21 protein-coding genes are annotated in these 21219 nt (G+C 51.6%); 9 read left to right on the forward strand and 12 right to left on the reverse strand.

Annotated features, from left to right (window positions below; all coding sequences use genetic code 11):
• Positions 1-12 precede the first annotated feature (12 nt).
• Both miaA and AQULUS_RS01570 read left to right on the forward strand, forming a co-directional pair.
• Positions 13-930 (forward strand): tRNA (adenosine(37)-N6)-dimethylallyltransferase MiaA, encoded by a 918-nt coding sequence (miaA, locus tag AQULUS_RS01565; protein ID WP_408608948.1) that lies wholly within the window; start codon positions 13-15, stop codon positions 928-930.
• A gap of 101 nt (positions 931-1031) precedes the next feature.
• Entirely contained in the window at positions 1032-2792 is a 1761-nt protein-coding gene (locus tag AQULUS_RS01570; protein WP_148337974.1) for a coiled-coil domain-containing protein, read from the forward strand.
• Positions 2793-2873: 81 nt separating this feature from the next.
• Here the strand turns inward: AQULUS_RS01570 and AQULUS_RS01575 are convergent, their stop codons facing one another.
• The 4 genes from AQULUS_RS01575 to hldE all read right to left on the reverse strand — a co-directional run bounded on the left by AQULUS_RS01575 (position 2874) and on the right by hldE (position 6112).
• Positions 2874-3539 (reverse strand): HAD family acid phosphatase, encoded by a 666-nt coding sequence (locus tag AQULUS_RS01575; RefSeq protein ID WP_148337976.1) that lies wholly within the window; start codon positions 3537-3539, stop codon positions 2874-2876.
• A 4-nt stretch (positions 3540-3543) separates the two neighbouring features.
• Entirely contained in the window at positions 3544-3864 is a 321-nt protein-coding gene (rpoZ, locus tag AQULUS_RS13175; protein ID WP_148337978.1) for a DNA-directed RNA polymerase subunit omega, read from the reverse strand.
• A gap of 150 nt (positions 3865-4014) precedes the next feature.
• The gene (gene gmk / locus AQULUS_RS01585; protein WP_148337980.1) at positions 4015-4644 is read right to left on the reverse strand and encodes a guanylate kinase; all 630 of its coding nucleotides are present in this window, start codon (positions 4642-4644) and stop codon (positions 4015-4017) included.
• Positions 4637-6112: a bifunctional D-glycero-beta-D-manno-heptose-7-phosphate kinase/D-glycero-beta-D-manno-heptose 1-phosphate adenylyltransferase HldE gene (gene hldE / locus AQULUS_RS01590; RefSeq protein ID WP_232051812.1), complete on the reverse strand. Its 1476-nt coding sequence runs from the start codon at positions 6110-6112 to the stop codon at positions 4637-4639. The genes gmk and hldE overlap by 8 nt, the downstream gene beginning before the upstream one ends.
• A 215-nt stretch (positions 6113-6327) precedes the next feature.
• Between hldE and waaA the strand changes: the two genes are divergently transcribed.
• Together waaA and AQULUS_RS01600 are read left to right on the forward strand one after the other, a co-directional pair.
• Positions 6328-7599 carry a lipid IV(A) 3-deoxy-D-manno-octulosonic acid transferase gene (waaA, locus tag AQULUS_RS01595; protein WP_148337982.1) on the forward strand — a complete coding sequence of 424 codons (1272 nt, stop codon included), beginning with the start codon at positions 6328-6330 and terminating at the stop codon, positions 7597-7599.
• Between the two features lie 38 nt (positions 7600-7637).
• Positions 7638-8150, forward strand: a complete 513-nt coding sequence (locus AQULUS_RS01600) for a DUF1543 domain-containing protein (protein ID WP_148337984.1) — start codon at positions 7638-7640, stop codon at positions 8148-8150.
• 96 nt (positions 8151-8246) lie between these two features.
• Here the strand turns inward: AQULUS_RS01600 and AQULUS_RS01605 are convergent, their stop codons facing one another.
• From AQULUS_RS01605 to AQULUS_RS01615, 3 genes are all read right to left on the reverse strand, one after another.
• The gene (locus AQULUS_RS01605) at positions 8247-8897 is read right to left on the reverse strand and encodes a YiiX/YebB-like N1pC/P60 family cysteine hydrolase (RefSeq protein ID WP_148337986.1); all 651 of its coding nucleotides are present in this window, start codon (positions 8895-8897) and stop codon (positions 8247-8249) included.
• Positions 8845-9564 carry a uracil-DNA glycosylase gene (locus AQULUS_RS01610; RefSeq protein WP_148337988.1) on the reverse strand — a complete coding sequence of 240 codons (720 nt, stop codon included), beginning with the start codon at positions 9562-9564 and terminating at the stop codon, positions 8845-8847. The genes AQULUS_RS01605 and AQULUS_RS01610 overlap by 53 nt, the downstream gene beginning before the upstream one ends.
• 75 nt (positions 9565-9639) lie before the next feature.
• Positions 9640-11358, reverse strand: a complete 1719-nt coding sequence (locus AQULUS_RS01615) for an NAD-dependent malic enzyme (RefSeq protein WP_148337990.1) — start codon at positions 11356-11358, stop codon at positions 9640-9642.
• A gap of 116 nt (positions 11359-11474) precedes the next feature.
• On the opposite strand from AQULUS_RS01615, the gene coaD reads away from it, so the two are divergent.
• Both coaD and AQULUS_RS01625 read left to right on the forward strand, forming a co-directional pair.
• On the forward strand, positions 11475-11957 hold the full coding sequence (coaD, locus tag AQULUS_RS01620; protein ID WP_148337992.1) for a pantetheine-phosphate adenylyltransferase: 483 nt from the start codon (positions 11475-11477) through the stop codon (positions 11955-11957).
• A gap of 79 nt (positions 11958-12036) precedes the next feature.
• Entirely contained in the window at positions 12037-12300 is a 264-nt protein-coding gene (locus tag AQULUS_RS01625) for a YfhL family 4Fe-4S dicluster ferredoxin (RefSeq protein WP_148337994.1), read from the forward strand.
• A gap of 123 nt (positions 12301-12423) precedes the next feature.
• Here the strand turns inward: AQULUS_RS01625 and AQULUS_RS01630 are convergent, their stop codons facing one another.
• A complete protein-coding gene (locus AQULUS_RS01630; protein ID WP_148337996.1) occupies positions 12424-13878 on the reverse strand; it encodes a TolC family outer membrane protein in 1455 nt (484 codons plus the stop codon).
• 290 nt (positions 13879-14168) lie between these two features.
• Between AQULUS_RS01630 and AQULUS_RS01635 the strand changes: the two genes are divergently transcribed.
• Positions 14169-14600 (forward strand): hotdog fold thioesterase, encoded by a 432-nt coding sequence (locus AQULUS_RS01635; RefSeq protein ID WP_148337997.1) that lies wholly within the window; start codon positions 14169-14171, stop codon positions 14598-14600.
• 6 nt (positions 14601-14606) lie between these two features.
• Here the strand turns inward: AQULUS_RS01635 and pdxA are convergent, their stop codons facing one another.
• From pdxA to AQULUS_RS01655, 4 genes are read right to left on the reverse strand one after another with little or no spacing between them, the layout of a single operon-like run.
• Positions 14607-15614: a 4-hydroxythreonine-4-phosphate dehydrogenase PdxA gene (pdxA, locus tag AQULUS_RS01640; protein ID WP_148337999.1), complete on the reverse strand. Its 1008-nt coding sequence runs from the start codon at positions 15612-15614 to the stop codon at positions 14607-14609.
• An 11-nt stretch (positions 15615-15625) separates the two neighbouring features.
• On the reverse strand, positions 15626-16600 hold the full coding sequence (locus AQULUS_RS01645) for a peptidylprolyl isomerase (RefSeq protein ID WP_148338001.1): 975 nt from the start codon (positions 16598-16600) through the stop codon (positions 15626-15628).
• Positions 16601-19198, reverse strand: coding sequence for an LPS-assembly protein LptD (locus AQULUS_RS01650; RefSeq protein WP_148338003.1), 2598 nt, complete (start codon positions 19196-19198; stop codon positions 16601-16603). It lies immediately after the preceding gene.
• A 15-nt stretch (positions 19199-19213) separates the two neighbouring features.
• On the reverse strand, positions 19214-19405 hold the full coding sequence (locus tag AQULUS_RS01655; protein WP_148338005.1) for a hypothetical protein: 192 nt from the start codon (positions 19403-19405) through the stop codon (positions 19214-19216).
• Positions 19406-19457: 52 nt separating this feature from the next.
• On the opposite strand from AQULUS_RS01655, the gene AQULUS_RS01660 reads away from it, so the two are divergent.
• Entirely contained in the window at positions 19458-20513 is a 1056-nt protein-coding gene (locus AQULUS_RS01660) for an aminoglycoside phosphotransferase family protein (protein ID WP_148338007.1), read from the forward strand.
• Positions 20510-21184 (forward strand): N-acetylmuramate alpha-1-phosphate uridylyltransferase MurU, encoded by a 675-nt coding sequence (gene murU / locus AQULUS_RS01665; RefSeq protein ID WP_148338009.1) that lies wholly within the window; start codon positions 20510-20512, stop codon positions 21182-21184. The genes AQULUS_RS01660 and murU overlap by 4 nt, the downstream gene beginning before the upstream one ends.
• Positions 21185-21219: the final 35 nt, after the last annotated feature.

The following is a 21219-nucleotide window of genomic DNA, read 5'->3' on the forward strand; positions in this document are numbered from 1 at the left end:
GTTATCTGTCTGATGGGGCCTACCGCATCGGGCAAGACGCCGCTTGCAATAAAACTGGTTCAGCAGTTTCCCTGTGAAATTATCAGTGTGGATTCGGCGATGATTTATCGAGGCATGGATATCGGTACCGCCAAGCCGGACAAGGAAACTCTGAGCGCCGCTCCGCATCGTTTGATTGATATTCTTGATCCGCGGGAAGCTTATTCTGCGGGACAATTCAGACGTGATGCACTGCGCGAAATCGACGACATACTTGCCGGGAATAAAATTCCCCTGCTGGTAGGCGGCACAATGATGTATTTCCGCATCTTGTTGCAGGGATTGGCTGAACTGCCGCAGGCCGATCATGCACTGCGGCATGAATTGCAGTCACGCGCCCGCCAGGAAGGCTGGGAAGCATTGCATGCCTATTTATCCAGTGTGGATCCCGCGGCGGCGCGGCGCATTCATCCGTCTGACAGCCAGCGGATCCAGCGCGCTCTGGAAGTTTTTCTTCTGACCGGTAAAAACCTGTCTTCCTGGCTGAGGGACCAGACCCGCCCGTTATCCGGATATCATGTTTATCAGCTTGCCCTGGCGCCGTCAGACCGCTTGCGCCTTCATGAGCGGATCGCATTGCGCTTTGACCAAATGCTTTCATCAGGGTTAGTGGAGGAAGTGCGGCGTTTATTTTTACGGACTGATTTGTCTCCGGATTTACCCTCCATGCGTTCGGTCGGCTATCGGCAAATATGGGAATACCTGGCTGGCGACGTGGGTTATGACGACATGCGTGAAAAAGCTGTCGCGGCGACCCGTCAACTGGCAAAACGCCAAATGACCTGGCTGCGTTCCTGGAACAACCTTGAGTGGCTGGACGCCGAATCCAAAGAAGTTTTTGATCAGGCGTCGAGGCGCCTTGATAAGATTTCATTAAAAAATTTACCGTGAATTTGATTTATAATTAACAAAAGATATCAAACGGATGGCGAGTCTCGCGTTGTTCGTTAACTTGCGGCGTTTTTTAAGCAAAGAACTGAGAGGACGTAAGCATGACTGAAAACAGGAATGACAGATTGTCTGACGAAGCGCGGCGTCGTCACAGTTTGAGCGTTGATGAAGATGCGCGCGAGATTGAAGAAGAAAGACAGCGTCTGCTTGCCCCGCGCCAGCCGCTGTTACGGTCAGCTCACCCGGCTGACGATGGGCATGGGCATCCTGTGGAACCCCTCCAGGTCGAGCCTGCGCAATTGAAAAGCGCAAAAAGGCATCTGGCTTTTCCCACCCGCCAGCGGCTAGGCGGATATGCCATGAAAATTCTTTGGGGAGTTTTATTGGGCGCCGGCACTCTGGTGGGCATTATGGCGCTGGTTCCGACCGCACACTTTCTCATTATCGGTCTGCTTGCTGCGGGAGCGATCGCCTATACAGCAAAGACTGTCTGGGATATTCGCAAGAAGCACCAGGAAGAAAAACACCTGACCAGTGAAGTGAACCGGCTGGTGGATGAAAGCATGGATGAATTTCAAAGGAATACTGATATTGACATGCTGGAAACGCTGGTGGACTCCCTGGAAAGCCATGCTGCGGTCAAGCCGGACAGGGAGATGCTATATGCGCATGTCTGTGAAATGGAAGAGTCGCTGAATCGCCTGAAGCCGCTTGCGGCAGTCAAAAAAACCATGGATCCGGACAATCCCCATACGCCGGCGGCCCGCTACGAAACCTATTTGCGCACCCATGATGTCGAACAGCGTATTCGTAGTTGCAAGGCGCGAATAGACCGGCTCAGAGATGTTCCGGGATCTGCGCACCAGGAGCATCACCGTCACATTGCCAGGGTCACTCCGGTAAAAGCGGAAAAAGGCTGGTTTCACAGCCCCAGAGTGTTTTTTCAAAAACTGGGCAACCGTGCCCTGGATTTTTTGGGCGGCGCGACGGCAGGCGTTGCGATAGGCGTAGGTATTATGTCTTTCGTTGCGGGCGCAGCGGCGGCGGGCGCTCTCTTGTCCAATCCGGTAGGTTGGGCGATGCTGGGCATTATTGCCGGCGCGGTCGCGGTTGGTACGCTTGCGGTAGTCATCAATTACACGGTATCGCGTGCCCAGCAGAAAAAAATTGATAGTTTGTCCACCACCAAGGCGGGACTGGAAAATACCCAGACCGGCTTGCGGAAAATCAATACCAGCATGCGGCAAATGCTGCAAATACAGCAGCATGCCGCGAATGCGTACCAGCACGAACAGCGCGCGCTAAATCTGGAGCATGACAAAAACCTGCTGCTTGCTGAAACTCAGGAAGTCAGGAACACAACATTGCGCATCATGGATGAATTGCATCATGAACGGGAAAGGTTCACCGCGGTGGATCGTGAAAAAAATGTTCTCGCGGAACAGCATGAGCAGGCGTTAAGGGAAGCGGAGCTTCATCGCCGGGAGTTGCAGGCGGCTGAAGATGCGAAGCGTGAACTGGTCTTGCAGCACGAGAGAGTGCTTAGAGACGCTGAAGAACGTCAAAGACAGCTTGATTTGGCAGAGCGCGCGAAACGCGAGCTGGAATCCAGGCATGAACAGGCCGTGCGGGAAGCTGAGGCGCGGCAAAAACTTCTGGAGGCGGCGGAGCTTGCAAAACGTGAATTGGAAGCGCGGCATCAGCAGGAGTTGAAAGAAGCGGCGGAGCGCGTCGCGAAATTGCAGGCTGAAGCCGAGCTGGCCACTGCCAAGGCAAGAGAAGCCGAGCTTAGGGCTGAACAAGTCCTGCGGGAAAAAGAAGCAGCGGAATCCAGAAAAGGCACTGCTCCCAAGGATTCTTAAGCTGGCAACATAACACAGGAGATGTTTTAGAAGACCTGTATACTGGCAGGAAATCCTATGCGAGGAAACCGGAACAGCAAGTCACGGAATGTGGTAATAGGGATTAGGCAGCTTGTAAGTCTTGTCTGCGTATCCGCCGCGCAAATCGCTCTTTTGGTCGCCGATATTCAGGAGGATGTCATACCCTTGATCGGCCAGCTGTTTGCGCATGGCGATCTTGTAAACTGATGCCGGCGCCTTTTTATATTCTCCGGCGCGCAGGATTAATCCGTCATGATTGACATACCCGGCTTTTTTCAGGTTTTTTTCAGTGACTTCGCGTTCTTCTTCCTGCCTGCCGGTGATGAAAAACACGGCGATTTGATTGGCTTTGGCATACCGATACAGTTTCAGCGTTGGCGCGATGGCTTCATCCTCGCCCTTGTCTTCATCCTGGCGAATTTCTTCCAGCGTGCCGCCAAAATCCAGCCTGACCATGTCGGGATAATTTGATAATGAGGTTTCATCAATATCCAGGACTATGGCAGGCTTTTTACCGTGAAATTTTCCTTGGTCGATACGCATTTCCAGATAGCGCATGGCTTGCTGCATCATGCTGCTGATGTCATGATCATATTCGCCGGAATCGTGATAATGCTTGAGGTCTTTTTTGATGAATGCCAAATTGACGGGTTCTTTGGCGTAAACCAGCATGGAAGCCGACAGCGTGCCGGCCAGCAATAAGGAAGCTAGAGTTTTCAGGCGCATGATTTTATTCTTCGTCAGAGGGTGTTGCCGGGTGAGCGATAGTGGTTTCGTGATCGATGGCCGTATCGTGGGATTCGCTGCCATGATGCGAATTGGATATGCTTCCCAGTTGTTCTTCCTGGGATTCCATCATGTTCACATTCTGCATGCTGGTATAACCCGCAGCGATTTCCCGTAAGGCGACCACCGTGGGCTTGTCATTGTCCCAATCCACCCGGGGTTCTTTGCCGCGCATTAACTGGCGTGCCCGTTTGGCTGCCACAATAACCAATTCAAACCGGTTTTTGACGTTCTTCAAGCAATCTTCAACTGTCACTCTCGCCATGGTCTATACCTTTAACTTTTATGGTTCACAGAAAGCCACATATGATACAAGAATTTATCTTAAAAAGGTATGTTTCATCGGGCGTTTCCACCGGCGCAGGGCATGACGCTGATTTATTTGGCAAAATAGGCGCAATCTCTCCCAGGCTTATCAGGCCGGGCGGATAGTGACGAGTTCATCGATCAGTTTGGCATACCGGGATGCCTGGCGTTTTTGCACCAGTCGTCCCGCTTCGATAATGACGGTGATGTCATGCTGGGCGCGGGAAAATTCATCGTTGACCACGACATAATCAAATTCGTGAATATGAGAAACCGTTTCTTGCACATCCGCCAGCCGTTTTTTGATAACTTCAGGATGGTCTTGATTGCGTTTGATCAGCCGGTCTTGCAAATCATTCAAGGAGGGAGGAAGTATAAAAATTCCTGTTGATTGAGGAAACAGGCGCTTGATTTGCTGCTGCCCCTGCCAGTCAATTTCCAGTATGACATCCATTCCTTGTGCCAGTGTTTTCTCCACCCAGCTTTTTGAAGTGCCGTACTGGTTGCCGAAAATCATCGCATGCTCAAGAAAATCATGATGTTCTATCATGCGCTGGAATTCCATATTGTCCACGAAATAATAATTGACGCCGTGCGTCTCTCCGGGGCGTTTGGGACGGGTGGTATGGGAAATGGACACCGTGATTTTAGGAATGGAATCCACCACAGCTTTGACCAGCGAGGTCTTGCCGGCGCCGGAAGGGGCGGCGATGATGTAAAGATTCCCGGTTTCAGCCATATTGGCGAGCCTCATCCAGGTTATTGCCTGTTTCTCCCGCGAGATCCAGAATGCGGTTGATAATGGTGCTGCTAGAGGAAATCTTGTTTCCCAGTATTCGCACCTCACCGCCGTACGAGCGCACAATGTCTGCGCCTACCACCTGGTCCAGCCGGTATTCGCCGCCCTTGACCAGCACATCCGGTTTAAGAATGCGCAGAAGCCGTTCAGGCGTGTCATCGGCAAAAGGCACGACCCAATCCACGGCATCCAAACCAGCCAACACCGTCATACGGTGTTCCAGGTGGTTGACGGGGCGGCTGGGGCCTTTCAGCTTTTGTATGGAAGCATCGTCATTGACGGCTACAACCAGGAAGTCGCCCAGTTGTTTGGCCATTTGCAGGCAGGTGACATGGCCTGCGTGGATGATGTCGAAGCAGCCGTTGGTGAAGATAATTCTTTTTCCTTGGGCGCGGGCTTCCTTGACAGCTCTAAGCAATTGCTCTTCATTCATGATGCCAGTGGCAAAACTGGTTTTGCCCGTCAGGGCGACTTGCAGTTCGGGTGTGCTCACGATAGCGGCACCCAGTTTGCCAACGGCGATACTGGCTGCTAGATTGGCGAGCGCGGTGGCTTGCGGCAGAGCCATGCCGGCCGCGACGGCGGTGCCCAGCATGCTGATAACGGTGTCGCCGGCGCCAGTCACATCCAGGACTTCTCGTGCATAAGCGGGCAAATGCAGGGAAGAGTCTTTCTCTATGAGCGTCATTCCGTCTTCCCCGCGGGTGACGAGAAGCGTATCAATGGCATAGCGGGCGAGTAATTCACGGCCTTTTTGAAGTATTTCCTGCTCGCTTCCACAGTAACCCACCACCGCTTCGAATTCCTTGAAGTTCGGGGTAATGATATTCGCATGCCGGTAAATACTGAAATCCTGTCCCTTGGGATCTACAAGAACGGGCACGCCGGCTTCGCGCGCGAGCTGTATCAAGGCCTGGGGGTTGGACAAGGTGCCCTTTTTATAGTCTGACAGGATCAAAAGGTTCGCGCCGCCCAGGTATTTTCTGCAGCGCTCGATCAGCAAATCCTTGCTGGAAGCAACGACTTTTTCTTCGAAATCCATGCGTAATAATTGCTGATGCCGGCTGATCACGCGCAGCTTGATGATGGTGGAAAGGTTGTCCAGCCTGCATAAATCATGGATCACCCCGGCGGCAGTCAACTGGCGGTCCAGCAGGCCAGCGGCCTCGTCGTTGCCGGTGATGCCGAGCAACGTGGTTTTCGCACCCAGGGCAGCGATATTCAGCGCGACATTACCCGCTCCGCCCGGACGATTATCCGCGCCTTCAATTTTCACAATGGGAACCGGCGCCTCGGGGGAAATTCGTGACGTATCTCCGAACCAGTAACGGTCAAGCATGACATCGCCGATCACGAGGACCGAAGCGGTGCCAAAATCGGGTAATGACTGCGGCAGTGGGTATTGCATGTTATCCCTGGCTGAATTCAAATTTGCGAGATTCTATCATTTTCAATAGAGGGGGGCAAAACTATCAGTACCGCTCCAGGCTGCCGGCTCACGCGGCAGGGCAGCATCATGACTTGCAAATGCCAGGCTGATCTTGCAACATTAGCCCTCGTTTGCGCGGGTTGAGACCGCACGGACTATATGAATATTAATTGACGGGCACCGGGACATTAAACGTGCGATACCTGTATACCTTCTTGTTTTATCTTGCATTACCGTTTGTTTTTCTGCGCTTGTGGTGGAAGTCACGGAATCAGCCGGAATACCGCGAACGCCTGGGCGAACGGCTGGGATATTATCCCTTCAGGCTGGAAAAATGCATCTGGGTGCATGCCGTGTCAGTGGGTGAGACGCTTGCCGCTATCCCCCTGATCAAAGGCCTGAAGGCGCGCTATCCCCATGTGCCTCTGCTGGTGACAACCATGACGCCTACAGGCGCGGAACGGGTCAAATCCGCGTTTGGCGACAGTGTGAAGCATGCGTATATTCCCTATGACTTGCCGGGCGCGATGCAGCGTTTTATCGCCACTATGCATCCTGTCGTGTGCGTGATCATGGAAACCGAATTATGGCCGAATTTACTGGCTGCTTGCAGCCGCCGCAAAATACCCGTTTGTCTCGTGAATGCCCGGCTTTCGGAAAAATCCGCGAAGGGGTATGGGCGGATTGCATCTCTGGCCAGGGAAATGCTGAGGAGAATTGATTTGATTGCGGCGCATGGGCAGGCGGATGCGGAACGGTTTGTAGCACTGGGCGCCTACAGGGAACGCATGATTACCACGGGAAATATAAAATTTGATATCGAATTGCCGCAGGATTTGCAGGAGCGCAGCGCTTCCCTGCGCGCGGAGATGGGCGGCGCGCGGTTTGTCTGGATAGCCGCCAGCACACATGAAGGCGAGGAAGAAATCATTCTTGCCGCGCATGAGTTGATACGGGCGCAAAACCCCAGTGCCTTGTTGATTCTTGTGCCGCGCCATCCTGCCCGATTCGATGCGATCGCGCATCTGGCCGCGCAGATGTTTATGACAGCGCGCCGCAGCCGGCAAGAGAAATGCACGCCCGATACAGCCGTTTATCTGGGTGACACGATGGGAGAACTGCTGCTTATGTACGGCGCATCTGATGTGGCGTTTGTTGCGGGCAGTCTGATTCCGCGCGGAGGGCATAATATGCTGGAGCCCGGAGCGCTGGGCAAGCCGATACTGACCGGGCCGCATTTGTTTAATTTTGCAGAAATCAGTGAGTTATTTGTAGCCGCAAACGCTCTGAATAAAGTGACGGATGCGCAGTCGCTTGCGGAAGGCCTCATGAATTTGATGCGGCATCCGCAGGAGCGCGAACAAATGGGTGCGCGGGCCTTGCAGGTCATTTCCCGCAACCGGGGAGCACTCAGCAAACAGATTGAATTGGTAAGCAGTGCCATCAGTTCGCAATTGATTCGTTAACAGCGGCGCGAAACGTTTTAAACGAGAGGTGTCTGATAATGAAACTATTTGCTGTGTTACTGGGCGGCCGCGCAAATGGCTGCAATATAGAATTGCATGATGTGGTTTTCGTGGCGGGACGCACGCTGGAAGAAACCTACCCTAAGCTGATAGGAAAATGGTTTGGCAGCAAAAAGCGTCTGCACATCGACTCAACAGTGGAGCTTAAATACGTAGACGGTCATGAGATCGTGATCAGCAGGGAAGCGCCGGCAGATGATAAAAAATTATTTTTCGTGAATTTTGGCGCTTACAAGCCTGGGTATTTTGGCGAAGTGCATGAAACCGCATTTTATGTGGGAACATCCAAGCCTGAAGTGCTGGCCCGCGCCAAAGAAGAGTTATGTCTTGCGCTGATGGAGCGGCATTGCGATGACAATTTGTCTATCGATGATATCATTTCAGTGTATGAAATCGATCAACACCACATTCATCTCATTCCGACCACTGAACCCGCGGAGTTAAACATCATTTCTGAATACCGCAGACTGGATATGCCGGAAATATTCTAATGCGCCGCCAGCCCTGGCGTTCAGGGGCCGCATGGTTGATTGCGCGAGGACGCACCGTACCAGGGCAATAAACGTCCTCGCTGGCGCCAGGCCGGTTTATTTGGCGACTTTCAAGTGATTCAGCAGGTTTGCGGGTTTGCGCTGGCCGGCCTCGGATTCGATGAAACAGATAGGCTCCACTTTTTCGTGTCTGGCAAAATCATCGGGCGAGATGAATCCGACTGTATTGTAGTTAATGGTCACGCCAATAGATTTGAAACAGGTATAAGCATATTCAGAACAGATAAATGCGCGTTGGGATTCCGCATCCGCTTTCTGGCCGGGCAAGCCCAGCGTATGAAAACCAAGCCGCGCGGCGATATGGACTATTTCTTCCGTGCGGTAAGGGTATCCCAGCAAATCCACCGCGGAACGTGACAGCTTGCTGATATTTTCTTCCCTGACATCCTGGTGGCGGGCCAGCATCAGTTTGCCTTCATAGCCCTTACCAGTGGCGTTGTAATCGTGTACATAATTGCTCAGGGGAATGGCGCGCACGCCTATGCTTTCCACGCTTTCAAGTACCATGATGCGTTCAATCGCGTCCAGCCGCAAAATGAATCCTACATGGCTCCAGACGCTGTTTGTGGCTTTCTTGATCAGCGTTGAAAATACAGAATTGCCTGAACACAACAAAATGTCACCGGAACGGATTTCATGTCTGAGTTCGTGATAGCGTTTGCTGGGCAGAGAGGGGTATTGTTCCATTTGTTGAAGCTCCTGATGGTTGTAACAATGTTCGTGCAAATCGCAAATCCACATAGGCTTTTTTCTTGTCTATGGGATTCCTCAATAAATACGCGGGATGATAGGTAACAATGAGGGGGATCTGACGGTCGCTGTAAGAATGCACTTTGCCGCGCAATGATTCCAGTGAGGACCGGGTTTTTAACAGGTAATGCGAAGCGATTCTTCCTACGGCCAGGATGACATCCGGCTGGATGAGTATAATTTGCTGATCTAGAAACGGCGTGCATTGCGCGACTTCCTCTGGCTGCGGGTCGCGGTTATTGGGCGGTCTGCATTTAAGAATATTGGCGATATAGACCTGGCTGCGTTCAAAACCGATGCTTTTGAGCATGGCAGTCAGCAATTGGCCGGCGCGGCCGACAAAAGGCTCGCCCTGCTGGTCTTCATGAAAGCCTGGCGCTTCCCCGATAACCATGAGGCTGGCTGTCCGGGAGCCTGTGCCAAATACTGTTTGCGTCCGCGAGGAGTGCAGGCCGCAGGCTGTACAGGCGGCGACCCGGGATTGCAGGGAAGCCCAGTCAGGCAAGCGCGGACAGGCCGGGGTTGAGTCTGCGGCGCGGGGATTCCGTTGCTGCCAGGCCAGGATTTCCAGGGTGTTCAGATAAGCGCGATGGGAATAATTCATTTTTGATCAATGATAACAATGATTGAGACCGATCATTTTGACTTTATGAAATAAAGGATGCAAGCAGTTCCATGCTCAGTGACGGCGGACTTTTTGGTAGGGGTAATATTCCGGCTCCCAAGTGATTTTTTTTATGACAGTCTTCAGGTCGGCTGATGCGTCCAGTTGAGTAAGGCCGTCTTTTCTGGCTTGTTCCGCCACAGCCAGGGCCACATGAAAGCTGACCATTTTGGCTTCGGATAACTTGGGTAACAAGGGCGCCATTTTATCTTGTATGGCAGGAGAGCAGGCGCTCAAGGCTTGTGTGGCGGCCCATAACATGTCATCCGTGACATGCGTGGCCTTGACCGCGATAGCGCCAAGACCAATGCCGGGAAAGGCAAAAGCATTATTGCTTTGTGCAAACCGATACCATTTATCGGCAAAATTTACTTCAGGAAAAGGGCTGCCCGTGGCGATGATGGCTTTGCCGTTTGTCCACTGTAATAAATCGGCGGGTATGGCTTCAGCCAGGGAATTGGGGTTGGATAATGGCATGATGATAGGCCGCTCGACGGCTTCAGCCATGGTTTTGACAATTTCTTCGCTAAACGCGCCTGCTACGGTAGAACACCCGATCAGAATGGTAGGCTTGACATTTTTAACCACATCGTAAAGGCTGATAAAATCGGGGTCTCGTAATTCCCAGCCGGCTACTTCATCATGTTTGCGTGCGTATGGTGCCTGAAAAGCCAGCAGAGTTCTTTTGTCAGTCAAAAGACCCGGTTTATCCAGCAGCCAGAAGCGGGTTCGCGCGTCGTGTTCGCTTAAGCCGGTTCGTTTTAACGCGTTGTGAATCTGGTCAGCGATACCTGCTCCCGCTGTGCCCGCGCCCATGATGACAATACGATGGTCGCGCAATGGGACGCCGCTCGCATTCGCGCCTGCCAGCACACAGGCGAGCGCGACCACCCCGGTTCCCTGCATGTCTCCATTGAAAGTGCAAACCTGGTCACGGTAGCGGCTGAGTATGCGGCGGGCGTTATCGCGTCCAAAATCTTCCCAGTGCAAAAAAATGCCGGGGAATTTTTTCGCCATGGTGGTGACGAATGCATCGATAAAATCATCATATTCTTGGCCCGTGATGCGTTCGTGCCGCCATCCCAGATACATGGGGTCGTTCAACAAATGCGGGTTATTGGTGCCTACGTCCAGTTGAATGGGTAAAACCCGGTGGGGGCTGATGCCGCCGCACAAGGTATAAACCATGAGTTTGGCGGTTGAGATATTGATGCCGCCAATTCCCTGGTCACCTATGCCGAGTACGGCTTCTCCATCCGTGATGACAGACAGGTCAACTTCAGGCGGAACACGGTTATCAAGGATTTGCCCGATATTCCCGCGCTCGGGATAACTGATGTAAAGACCTTTGGGTTTGCGGTGTTCGAGGCTGAAGCGCTGCACTGCTTCCCCGACAGTGGGGGTATAGATGACGGGCAGCATTTCTTCCAGGTGCTGGCTGACCAGTTTGTAAAACAGCGTTTCATTATAGTCATGCAATACATTCAAGTAGATGTTTTTACTCAGATTAGTGTGTTGCTCATGGTATTGCATATGCATGCGGGCTACTTGTTCTTCCAGTGTTTCCACGTGCGGAGGCAAGAGCCCGGAGAGATTAAAGAGCGCGCGTTCTTCCTGGGTAAAAGCACAGCCTTTATTGAGTTTGGGGGTGCTTAACAGATCATTGCCGCATAAAGATGTTTCAATATGGGAAATCTTGCCGGATTGATCTTGGATTATTTTAAATTCAAACATAGACATAACTCTATTATGTATTCAAATTACAGGTAAAATACCTTATCCATGCTTAGTTAATTATACCTGATTGTGTAATAATTTCGGTTAACAACGGACATGAGGTGAAGTGGTAAATGAAAAATATCGCGGTTTATGCGGGAACTTTTGATCCCATCACGTTCGGGCATGTGGATTTGATTGAACGCGCTTCCACCGTTTTTGACCGGATCATTGTTGCCATTGCCGCCAGCACAGTTAAAAAGCCGCTGTTTGATCTTGAGGAGAGGGTGCAATTGACCATGGCTGCGTTGAGCCGGTTTCCCAATGTGGCTGTCTCGGGATTTAACAGCTTGCTTCTGGATTTTGCCCGGCAACACGGTGCGAATGTGATATTACGCGGGTTGAGAACCGTCACGGATTTCGATTATGAATTTCAGTTGGCCAGCATGAACCGGCATTTGAATCCCTCTATAGAAAGTATTTTTTTAATGCCGGCAGAAAAATACATGTCCATTTCATCCAGTCTGGTGCGGGAGATCGCGTCACTGGGCGGGGATGTGTCAGCATTTGTGCCAGAACATGTTGCGAATGCCTTGAAAATGAAGTTTGAAAAATAGCCGTGAAATTTCCGCATGCTTGCATGCGTGTATGAAAAGCAGCGGCAGATGAGATTTGTAAAATGAGGTGTGGACGGTTATGTCGTTAATCATCACTGATGAATGCATCAATTGTGATGTGTGTGAACCGGTTTGTCCGAATACGGCCATTTATCAGGGTGAAATGATTTATGAAATTCACCCTGATAAGTGCACGGAATGCGCGGGGCATTTTGATGAGCCTCAATGTGTTGCCGTCTGTCCGGTCAATTGCATAATCAAGGATGCGCGTCATCCGGAGACCCGGGAGCAACTGCTGGAGAAATATCATAGGCTCACGGGGAAAGAAGGAAGTTCGGTCTAGCAACCATTTTGAAGTCCTGTCATCCCGCTGAAAGCGGGATGACAGGGTGTTGTCCGGATTGTTTCCGTTAATAAATGACAGGCGAACTGGAGTGCGACGGGCTTCGCCCCGAAGCGCATGCGCTTATTGTTTTGTCATATGCAAAGTCTTGTTGTGCCGGGTCGTGCTAAGGGATTTAACTGACATGCGACGCAGCGTTTTTCTTTTCTTGTCGATCAGCCAGGCATTGATTGCTCTTAAATCATCAAAGCTCAAGGTCCCGGCCGCCTGTTTCAGCGCGAGAATATTGTTGACGAAAGCATAGCGGTCAGTCGCATATTGCGTTTGCGCCTGGAAGACTTTTTGCTGTTGATTCAAAACGTCAACCAGGGTTTCGGTGCCGACTCGGTAACTGGCTTCCAGTCCTTCCAGTGAGCTGATGGTGGATTGTATGGCTTCCTTGTCAGCCTTGATCTGGCTGATGCCGGCCACAATGCTAAGATAGCTTTGCCGTGTGGTGTTGATCGTGCTGCGTATGGTCTGCTCCAGTTGTTGTTGCGCGACTTGATAGTTATAACTGGCCTGATTGGTTTGCGCGACCACGCCGCCGCCTGAAAAGATGGGAACATTCACATTCAGCGCGATTCCACGGTCAGATGTGGTGCCGGGACCGTTTCTTTCGGTAAATGAACTGTAATTGTTGATGTTGTCGCTGACTTCTTTCGAAAAGGTCGTCTGAACATTAATAGTAGGCAAATGACCGGAATATTGCTGTCTGATCTGCTCGCGCGCGGCCGAGACATTATATTGTCCGGACTTGATGGACCAGTTTTGCGCCACGGCTTTTTTTACCCACGTTTCAACGTTTCTGGGCTGCGGGCTTACGAGCGGAAACTCGTCACTCAGGCTGGAAAGATGCGGATAATAGACGCCGGTGATGACGCGCAAATTTTCCCGGTCATTGCTTAAAGTGGTTTCTGCCGCGATATAGGTGGCCACGGCCGAATCATAAGATGCTTGCGCGGTGTAAACATCGGTGATGGTTTTCAAGCCGACTTTATATTGTTGACGGACCTGGTCCAGTTGTTCGGCGTACGCAAGCTTGGATGCTTCGGCGTAACTCAGGTTGTCTTCATCTTTCAGAATGGCAAAGTAAGCACTGGCCACCCGTATCATCAGATTTTGAAGAGCGGCGTTTAAAGTCGCATCCGCGCCTTTGGCGAGCGAGACTTGCTGTGCCACAGCGGAAAACTGGGCATAATTGAAGATGGTCTGGGTCAATGAAAGCGACATGCTGAAGTTGCGTTGTGTCAGATTGCGCGGGTTGACGTAAGAACCGGAGTTATCAACCACGGGATCAAAATTGGAGCCGGAGTATCCTACCTTGTCTGCGGAAGGAGAAGCGGTGAACGCGATGTTGGGCAACAGGGCGGCTGCGCTGATAGGCACACCTTCCCGGGTGGACAAGCGTTGGGCAACAGCCTGCAGGAACACAGGATCGCTGGTCTGGGCTTGTTCATAGACTTCGAGGAGGTTGGCTGCCTGTGCAAAAGACTGCCAGCAAATTAAGATAAACACAGACAGGAATTTTTTTTTCATGAACTACATATCCTTGCGTATCAATTAACCAGCCGCTCGCTCTTGTTATTTTTGGGAACATAAAAAGATACGGGCTTTACTCGCGTAAAGCAAGCGCCGCGCGGGGGAATTCATAAGACAGTCTGCCAAGGGCTTCTTGTGCGAGGCATATGTGAGTGACACCGCCGCATAGTTTTGTAAAAACACGAACATGCATAAATTCAGGGCAGAGTTAAAAGTTTTTTTATCCGGCACTCCTCATGAGGATTACAATTGTATAATATCAGGCTTGGATATTTATCAGGTGAAACATGAAAATCTGGCAATCCGAGATTGACCTTGGCATCGTGACAGAGCGCGGCAAAAATACCATGTCAGATTATCTGAACATAGAGTTTATTGAAGTCGGCGATGATTATCTTTCTGCACGCATGCCGGTGGATCAGCGTACCAAACAACCGGCGGGCATTATGCACGGCGGCGCGTCCTGTGTGCTGGCGGAAACAGTGGGCAGTACCGCCGCGCAATTTTGCGTGGATAGGAGCCGATATTACTGCGTGGGCCTTGATATCAATACCAATCATGTGCGTGCCATGCGTGAAGGATATGTCATAGGCATAGCAAGACCGTTTCATTTGGGGAAAAGCACGCAGGTATGGAGCATAGAAATCAGAAACGAAGAGGGGCGGCTGGTTTCAGTCAACCGGTTGACCATGGCGGTATTGCAAAAAGATCAAAAATAAAATGAGTTACTGCGGCATGGCGATAGCAAGCGTTAACGCTGCCTCAAGACTGCCTGCGTCCGCTTTTTTCGTGCCGGCTATATCCAGGGCTGTTCCGTGATCAACCGATGTGCGAATGAAGGGCAGTCCCAGGGTGACATTGACCGCATGGCCAAATCCCAGGTATTTGACCAAGGGAAGGGCCTGGTCATGGTACATGGCAAGAACGACATCTGCGCGATTTAAATACTTGGGAGTGAAGATGGTGTCAGCGGGCAGCGCGCCTTCAATTAGAAGACCCTGGGCACGCAGACTTTCCAGCACAGGATTAATGGTGTCGATTTCCTCTCTGCCCAGGTAACCGCCTTCACCCGCGTGCGGGTTCAGGCCGCATACCAGGATGCGGGGTGTCTTTATCTGGAATCGATGTTTTAATTCGGTGTTGAGCAGCGTCAGAATGGTTTGCAAATGCGTTTTTGTGATGGCGGCGGACACTGCCGACAGCGGGAGATGAGTCGTTGCCAGTGCAACTTTCAAGTCTTTCACGACAAACAGCATGATGGTTTGGGGCACCTGGCAGTATTTTGCAAAAAACTCGGTATGGCCCGAAAAAGGTATTCCGGCCTGATTAATAATGCCTTTATGCACCGGCCCGGTCACAATCGCGTGTGACTGTTTTTTCAGGCAGAGTGCTGCCGCTTTTTCCAGTGTTTCGACCACATAAACGGCGCACGCCGGATTCAATTTGCCCGGTTCCACGGTGCTGCGCATTTTCACCGGCAGAATTTTCAGTGTGCCGGGGCGGTGCGCCGAGGGAGGAGAGTCCGTATCAATCTCATCAAGAGTCAGGGGCAGCCCGGTTTCACGCGCCCGCCGCAATAGAAGATCAGGATCAGCAACGACAGCAAGTTCCGCAGGCCAGGGTTGCTGCGCAATTTGAATAGTGATGTCCGGACCAATCCCGGCCGGTTCGCCTGGTGTGATCAGGATACGCTGAGGTACTGTTCCTGGATGGGGAACAGCGGCTTCTGACATGCTTTATCCTCTCACTTCACGCCATTCATGGTGATAAATGCCTGACTGCGCATTTTGGACAGCCAGTTTTGCACATTCTCTTCAAACTTTCTCTGCATTAATAATTGTTCAACCTGCGCGCGGTCAGGTGCCGCGTTTTTTGCCTCTGCCGATCTTTCCGCCGCCAGATGGATGATGTGAAAACCATTGGAAGTCTGGATGGGGTCCGCGATTTCATTGGGCTGCATATTGACTACATACTGGGCGAAGGCAGATGGAATTTCAGGTAATTTCCGCCAGCCCAGGTCGCCGCCTTTCAAAGCGCTGCTGCCGCTGGATTCTTTTTGCGCCACGGCGCGGAAGTTTTCGCCCTGGTTGATTTTTGCAGCCACTTCTTGGGCATGTTTTTTGGCTGCGGCGATTTCATCAGTGGATGGCGAGTCTGACAGTGGAATCAATATGTCTTCGAGATGGTATTCCTTGCTGGTATTATTCTGCCAAAGCTTGGAATGCATGAAAGAAGTGATTTCTTCGGGCGTGACAGTGATGTGGCTGCCGACTTCCTGCTGTTGTAATTTCTGCACTGTCATTTGTTCGCGTAATTCGTTTCTGTATTCGGCCGTTGTCATGCCGTCATGGTTGATGCGCTGGTAAAGCACGTCAACAGAAAGGTTGTTTTTGCTAGCCACGTTTTGAATGACGCGGTCTATTTCCGCGTCGCTGATATTGATGCCCACCTGCTTGGCGATCTGCATCTGCAGTTTTTTATTGATGATCTGATCCAGGACTTGTTTTTTCAGGACGGAATCAGAGGGAGAATTCATCTGTCCCTGGGCGATCTGCAGCCTGACTATGGACAGGGCGCGATTCAACTCCGATTTTGTCACGACATCGTCATTGATCACGGCGACAATCTGGTCAAGCGGTTCGCTGTTTTTTCCGGCTTCGCTGCTTACGCAAAAAAGCGCGGAAACGAACAAGAGAGTGAGTAAGAGTGTTTTTTTCATTTAAATTTCCTGCCCAAATTGTGATTTATAACCTGGAATGCCGCTCAGCAGTCCACTGGGGTTGCCTGATCCTATATCGCCCAAACCTTTAAGAGAGAATTGAATGTAAAATTCGCTATTATACTGGGGCTTATTGTTGTTATTGGGGTCAAAACCCGTAAAGGCGCGCCCTCCCACCAGCCTGACCGCCCAACAGCAAGTGTCGTATTGTAACCCATACAACAGGTTCTGCAAATGTTCATGGTTCCAATTCTGGCTCCACCGCCCGACCACGAGAATGTCCCGCACGAGCGGCCACGCGGCGGAAAAGTCGGTGACTTTCAGGTTATTGCTGGCATTGGTGGTGGAGACGCCGGAAAGAATGTCGCCGCTGCGCGCATAGGTATATCCGAAGTTAAACAGGCGCAAGTCATCCGGTTGGTACTGGAAGGCGAGTGTCGTATTATCCAGCTGCTTGGAAATGGGATTCCAGATTGAGTTGACGTTAAAGCTCCAGGATGGATTGATGTGGTAATTCAATACGCCGGAAACGGGCGAAAGACTTTGTTCGTTACTATGATTGGAAGGATTGTCCGAGCAGCTGTTATCGTTGCACAGAGTGACGCGCCGGTTGGAAAAGTAGATGATATCGCCTACGCCCAGCCGGACTTTTTCAAATCCGGAAATGTCATCGATGAGGCGGGTAGTGATGCCCACGCCAATCTGGTTGGCATCGCCGATGCGGTCAAGGCCGGTGAAGCGGTTGTAGTTGAACAGCTGGTCGTAAGTCAGGGTATTGACCGTAGTGTCAAAGACCGGAATGCTGGATTGATTGCGATAGGGGATGTAAGTGTAATACACCTGCGGCTCCAGTGTCTGCTGGAAGGCATGACTGAAAAATGACACGTTACGCTCCAATGCGATTCCAGACGCGATATCGAGAATGGGCAGCGCCCGGTGTTTGCTGTTCGGTGCGCCTGTGTCAGCTGTCTGGTAAAGATTATAATCAGTGAGCGCGAGCTGCAGGCGGGGATTAATGTAGAAGGAAGACCAGTAAAGCGGCAGGCTTACTCCAGGCTGGGTATGCATGCGGTTGCCTATGGGCAGATTGGCGGACGCGCCCGGGGTGTTGCGTATGTCAAAATGCGTCAGTTCATTGCCGATGAAATAATGCAGACCATACGCCTGGTCGGGATAATCGCCATTTAAAATTAATTGCGGAAAACGCCGGTATTGGTTGAGTACTGGAGACTCGTTGATGGGATGCAGTGTCTGGTAAGCCTGGAGGCGTCCGATAAAATTCCAGTTCTGGCTGTTGTAATAGAGATCTCCTTCCTGGAGAAGCTGGTTGGCTGAAATTTCATTCAGGTTTCTGCCGAAATCCCGCTGATAATAATCATCGCTCGCATAATTGTAATCAATGTGGCTGGACCAGTTTTCATTGAACCGGGAATCGTCCCGGAACAGAAAGCCGGCGCGTGTATCGCTTGCGCTTAGCAAACGGTTCAATTCTGCCTGGGTCACGCTGGCGGACTGGTTGGGCGTGTTAACAGGATTGGTATATTGGGCGTTTTTCGCCGCGCTTTCCTGAAAATCACTGAAAGCCTTGTCACTGGGCAGAATGCTGAAGTTGATATTGCCTTCGCTGCTGGAAGTGAGATAACGGAAATTGTTAATGAATTGTACGCCGCGCTTGGTGAGTATTCCGGGCGTGAATGTCATGTCGTAATTGGGTGCCATGTTCCAGTAAAAGGGAGCCTGAAAATAAGGGCCCCACTTGTTGGAGCCGCCGATGGTGGGCCACAAAAACCCGGTTTTCCTCTGTTTATCTATGGAAAAATTGATATAGGGCACATAAAAAACAGGGAAATTCTTGATCAGGATGCGCGCGTGTGTGGCATAGCCGCGCCCAGTGTTTTTATTGAGAACGATATGACTGGCTTTGATGCGCCAGGCGGGATGAACAGGCGGACAAGTGGTGTAACTTGAGCGCGACAATTCATAAATATTCGGCTCAGTCTGAGCGAATTCGTAAGCTCTGCCCCACGCCGTCAGGCTGGCGGGTTCCTGGATCTCGCCGGTTTCAGCCGGCTTTGCGGCGGGCGCGCTGGATGTGTTGATGGATGTGCGGTAGATGATATCAATCAGCGACTTGGCTTGTGTTTCAAAGTTATAACGCCCCTTTTTTCCTATCACCAGGCTGCGCGGTTCACGCAGGTGGACGTTTCCTATCATGTCAATCGCGCTTAATTTTCCCGTGGCAGGATCCCGGTACAAATAAGCATTATTCGCCGTGATTTGCTGGCCTGAGCGTGTGACTGTGACTTTGCCTTCCAGCAGGGAGGTGGCGCGTTGAGACAGCAGGCCGGAGTCACTGGTAATGGTCACGGTGTTATCTTTTATGTTTCCGGTGAATGGCTGGTTAAAGTAGTAGCCCCCGCATTTGCTGTCTGCGTCTTCAACCCAGCCCAGCTGTCTGGCTACAGTTTCACTCATTAAGGTGGGGGAGTCCGTGTTGTCCGCAGGCAGCGTGGCAAGAGAGGCGGACACCGCGAGAAGCGGCACAGGAAGAATCGCAATAAGAGCATACCGAATAGTTGTTTTTTTTCTTGCAGACATTTCATGATCTCTAGGCTATATTGATTTTTCCCCGGCGAGAAAAAATACGTTGTTACCGGGTTCAAGACCCGGAGCCGCGCAGAGCAGCCAGGTGCGCGGATAAGAAAGACTGGGGTTGAAATTTAAACGATGAGGAATACCGGCAACATCAGGCCAACACAGGGTGGCGAGGCGGTTCACGGTTTTGAAGTAATTTTTTCTTGTCATCGTCACTTCTCAAGATACCAGCAATCGTCAGTGTAACGAAAAGGGGTAAGCAATGGAATCCGCGCAGTCTTTAAAAATTGCGGAATCAAATCTGATTGAGCGCAGACAAGCCCTGGAAGATTGGCTGAAGTCCGCTTGCGGGCTGTATGATATCTCGCTTCAGCCCATGCCAGGTGATGCGAGCCTGCGCCGTTATTTCCGCCTTCAGGCGCAGGAGCGCTCGTTCGTTGTCATGGATGCTCCGCCGCCGCAGGAGAATGTCCGTCCGTTTGCCGCGATTTCACGGGCCTTGAGAGGCATGGGATTGCAAACGCCCGAAATTTTCCAGGCTGACAATGAACAAGGGTTTTTGCTGCTGACGGATTTTGGTGACGCCACTTATCTCAGAACGCTGCATGCCGGCAATGCGGGAGTGCTTTATCAGCGCGCCCTGGATGCTCTTGCTGTCCTGCAGTCTTGCCGGTTGGTGTCAGGTCATGCCATACCGCCTTTCACTGCGGACTTCATGTGGAAAGAATGGGCATGGCACAAGGAATGGGTGATGGAGAAATTGCTGGGCTTGGCCTTGGGGCACGCAGAAAGCGCGCTGGATGCCTGCTACCGGCATATTGTGGAAACAGCTTCTGCTCAGCCCCAGGTCTTTATGCACAGGGATTATCATTCAGCCAATCTTATGGTTTTGGAATCAGGTGAAACAGGGATACTCGATTTTCAGGATGCTTTTATTGGTCCTGTCACTTACGACCTGGTTTCCCTGCTGCGCGATTGCTATATTGACTGGCCCGATGCGCAGGTTCAGACCCTTGCGCTCTGTTATGCTGAGAAACTGCAGGCTCTGGATGCAACGACGCGCGTCAGCAGGCAGGATTTTTTATACTGGTTTGATTTAATGGGGCTGCAGCGGCATTTGAAAGCCCTGCTTACCTTCGCACGCAAGCATGTGCGTGATCATCAACCGCGTTATCTTGAGTTTGTTCCGCGCACAATGCATTACTTGCTGAATGTGAGCCAGCGTTATCCGGAATTATCCGCCTTGCATGTCTATCTGCGCGATACGTTGAAACCGGCTTTGAGCAAGGTGGTAAAATCGAGCAGGGTGATAAAATGAAGAAGGCGATGATACTGGCCGCGGGACGCGGCGAACGCATGGGCCTTCTGACCGCCCGTACACCCAAACCCTTGCTGCGGGTGGGGGGGCGTTTTCTTATTGAATATGCTATTTCCGGTATCAGGCAGGCGGGAATAAATGAAATCATTATCAATATCTCGTATCAAGGCCATCTCATTAAAAATGCGCTGGGTGACGGCGCCCAATATGGCGTGAAAATCATTTATTCAGAAGAAGCGGAGCGCCTGGAAACCGGCGGAGGTATTTTTCAGGCCTTGCCATACCTGGGGAAAGAGCCTTTTCTGGTAGTCAGCAGTGATGTCGTCACCGATTTTCCTCTGTCGGCGCTGCCGCCTCAGCCTGAGGGGCTTGCGCATCTTGTCATGGTGGCAAACCCTTTTTATCACCCGGAAGGTGATTTCGGCCTTCATGAGGGAAAAATCGACTTGCACACCGGGCCGGCGCTGACCTTTGCCAATATCGGCATTTATCGGCCGGAATTGTTTGCCGGGTGCAGTGCCGGGCATTTCCGGCTGGCGGCGGTGCTCAAGCCGGCGATCATGGCAGGAAAGGTGACGGGGGAATATTATCAGGGGGCGTGGCATAACATTGGTACCCCTGATGACTTGGCGCAGCTGGAGGAAGCCGGCAGCAAGTCTGTTTTGCCTTGACCAGGCTGGGAACAGGTTTTCCCGCGCATGCCTGA

The sequence above is a fragment of the Aquicella siphonis genome, assembly GCF_902459485.1.
Taxonomy (GTDB): domain Bacteria; phylum Pseudomonadota; class Gammaproteobacteria; order DSM-16500; family DSM-16500; genus Aquicella; species Aquicella siphonis.

Bases quoted from the DNA above. Each gene is read 5' to 3' on its own strand.
- murU (WP_148338009.1), top strand. From the start codon at position 20,510: ATGAAGAAGGCGATGATACTGGCCGCGGGACGCGGCGAACGCATGGGC.
- AQULUS_RS01645 (WP_148338001.1), bottom strand. From the start codon at position 16,600: ATGAAAAAAACACTCTTACTCACTCTCTTGTTCGTTTCCGCGCTTTTT.
- AQULUS_RS01660 (WP_148338007.1), top strand. From the start codon at position 19,458: ATGGAATCCGCGCAGTCTTTAAAAATTGCGGAATCAAATCTGATTGAG.
- AQULUS_RS01605 (WP_148337986.1), bottom strand. From the start codon at position 8,897: ATGGAACAATACCCCTCTCTGCCCAGCAAACGCTATCACGAACTCAGA.
- AQULUS_RS01610 (WP_148337988.1), bottom strand. From the start codon at position 9,564: ATGAATTATTCCCATCGCGCTTATCTGAACACCCTGGAAATCCTGGCC.
- AQULUS_RS01655 (WP_148338005.1), bottom strand. From the start codon at position 19,405: ATGACAAGAAAAAATTACTTCAAAACCGTGAACCGCCTCGCCACCCTG.
- AQULUS_RS01570 (WP_148337974.1), top strand. From the start codon at position 1,032: ATGACTGAAAACAGGAATGACAGATTGTCTGACGAAGCGCGGCGTCGT.
- hldE (WP_232051812.1), bottom strand. From the start codon at position 6,112: ATGCAATACCCACTGCCGCAGTCATTACCCGATTTTGGCACCGCTTCG.
- AQULUS_RS01650 (WP_148338003.1), bottom strand. From the start codon at position 19,198: ATGTCTGCAAGAAAAAAAACAACTATTCGGTATGCTCTTATTGCGATT.
- AQULUS_RS01635 (WP_148337997.1), top strand. From the start codon at position 14,169: ATGAAAATCTGGCAATCCGAGATTGACCTTGGCATCGTGACAGAGCGC.
- miaA (WP_408608948.1), top strand. From the start codon at position 13: ATGGGGCCTACCGCATCGGGCAAGACGCCGCTTGCAATAAAACTGGTT.
- pdxA (WP_148337999.1), bottom strand. From the start codon at position 15,614: ATGTCAGAAGCCGCTGTTCCCCATCCAGGAACAGTACCTCAGCGTATC.
- AQULUS_RS01630 (WP_148337996.1), bottom strand. From the start codon at position 13,878: ATGAAAAAAAAATTCCTGTCTGTGTTTATCTTAATTTGCTGGCAGTCT.
- AQULUS_RS01575 (WP_148337976.1), bottom strand. From the start codon at position 3,539: ATGCGCCTGAAAACTCTAGCTTCCTTATTGCTGGCCGGCACGCTGTCG.
- coaD (WP_148337992.1), top strand. From the start codon at position 11,475: ATGAAAAATATCGCGGTTTATGCGGGAACTTTTGATCCCATCACGTTC.
- AQULUS_RS01625 (WP_148337994.1), top strand. From the start codon at position 12,037: ATGTCGTTAATCATCACTGATGAATGCATCAATTGTGATGTGTGTGAA.
- AQULUS_RS01600 (WP_148337984.1), top strand. From the start codon at position 7,638: ATGAAACTATTTGCTGTGTTACTGGGCGGCCGCGCAAATGGCTGCAAT.
- AQULUS_RS01615 (WP_148337990.1), bottom strand. From the start codon at position 11,358: ATGTTTGAATTTAAAATAATCCAAGATCAATCCGGCAAGATTTCCCAT.
- rpoZ (WP_148337978.1), bottom strand. From the start codon at position 3,864: ATGGCGAGAGTGACAGTTGAAGATTGCTTGAAGAACGTCAAAAACCGG.
- gmk (WP_148337980.1), bottom strand. From the start codon at position 4,644: ATGGCTGAAACCGGGAATCTTTACATCATCGCCGCCCCTTCCGGCGCC.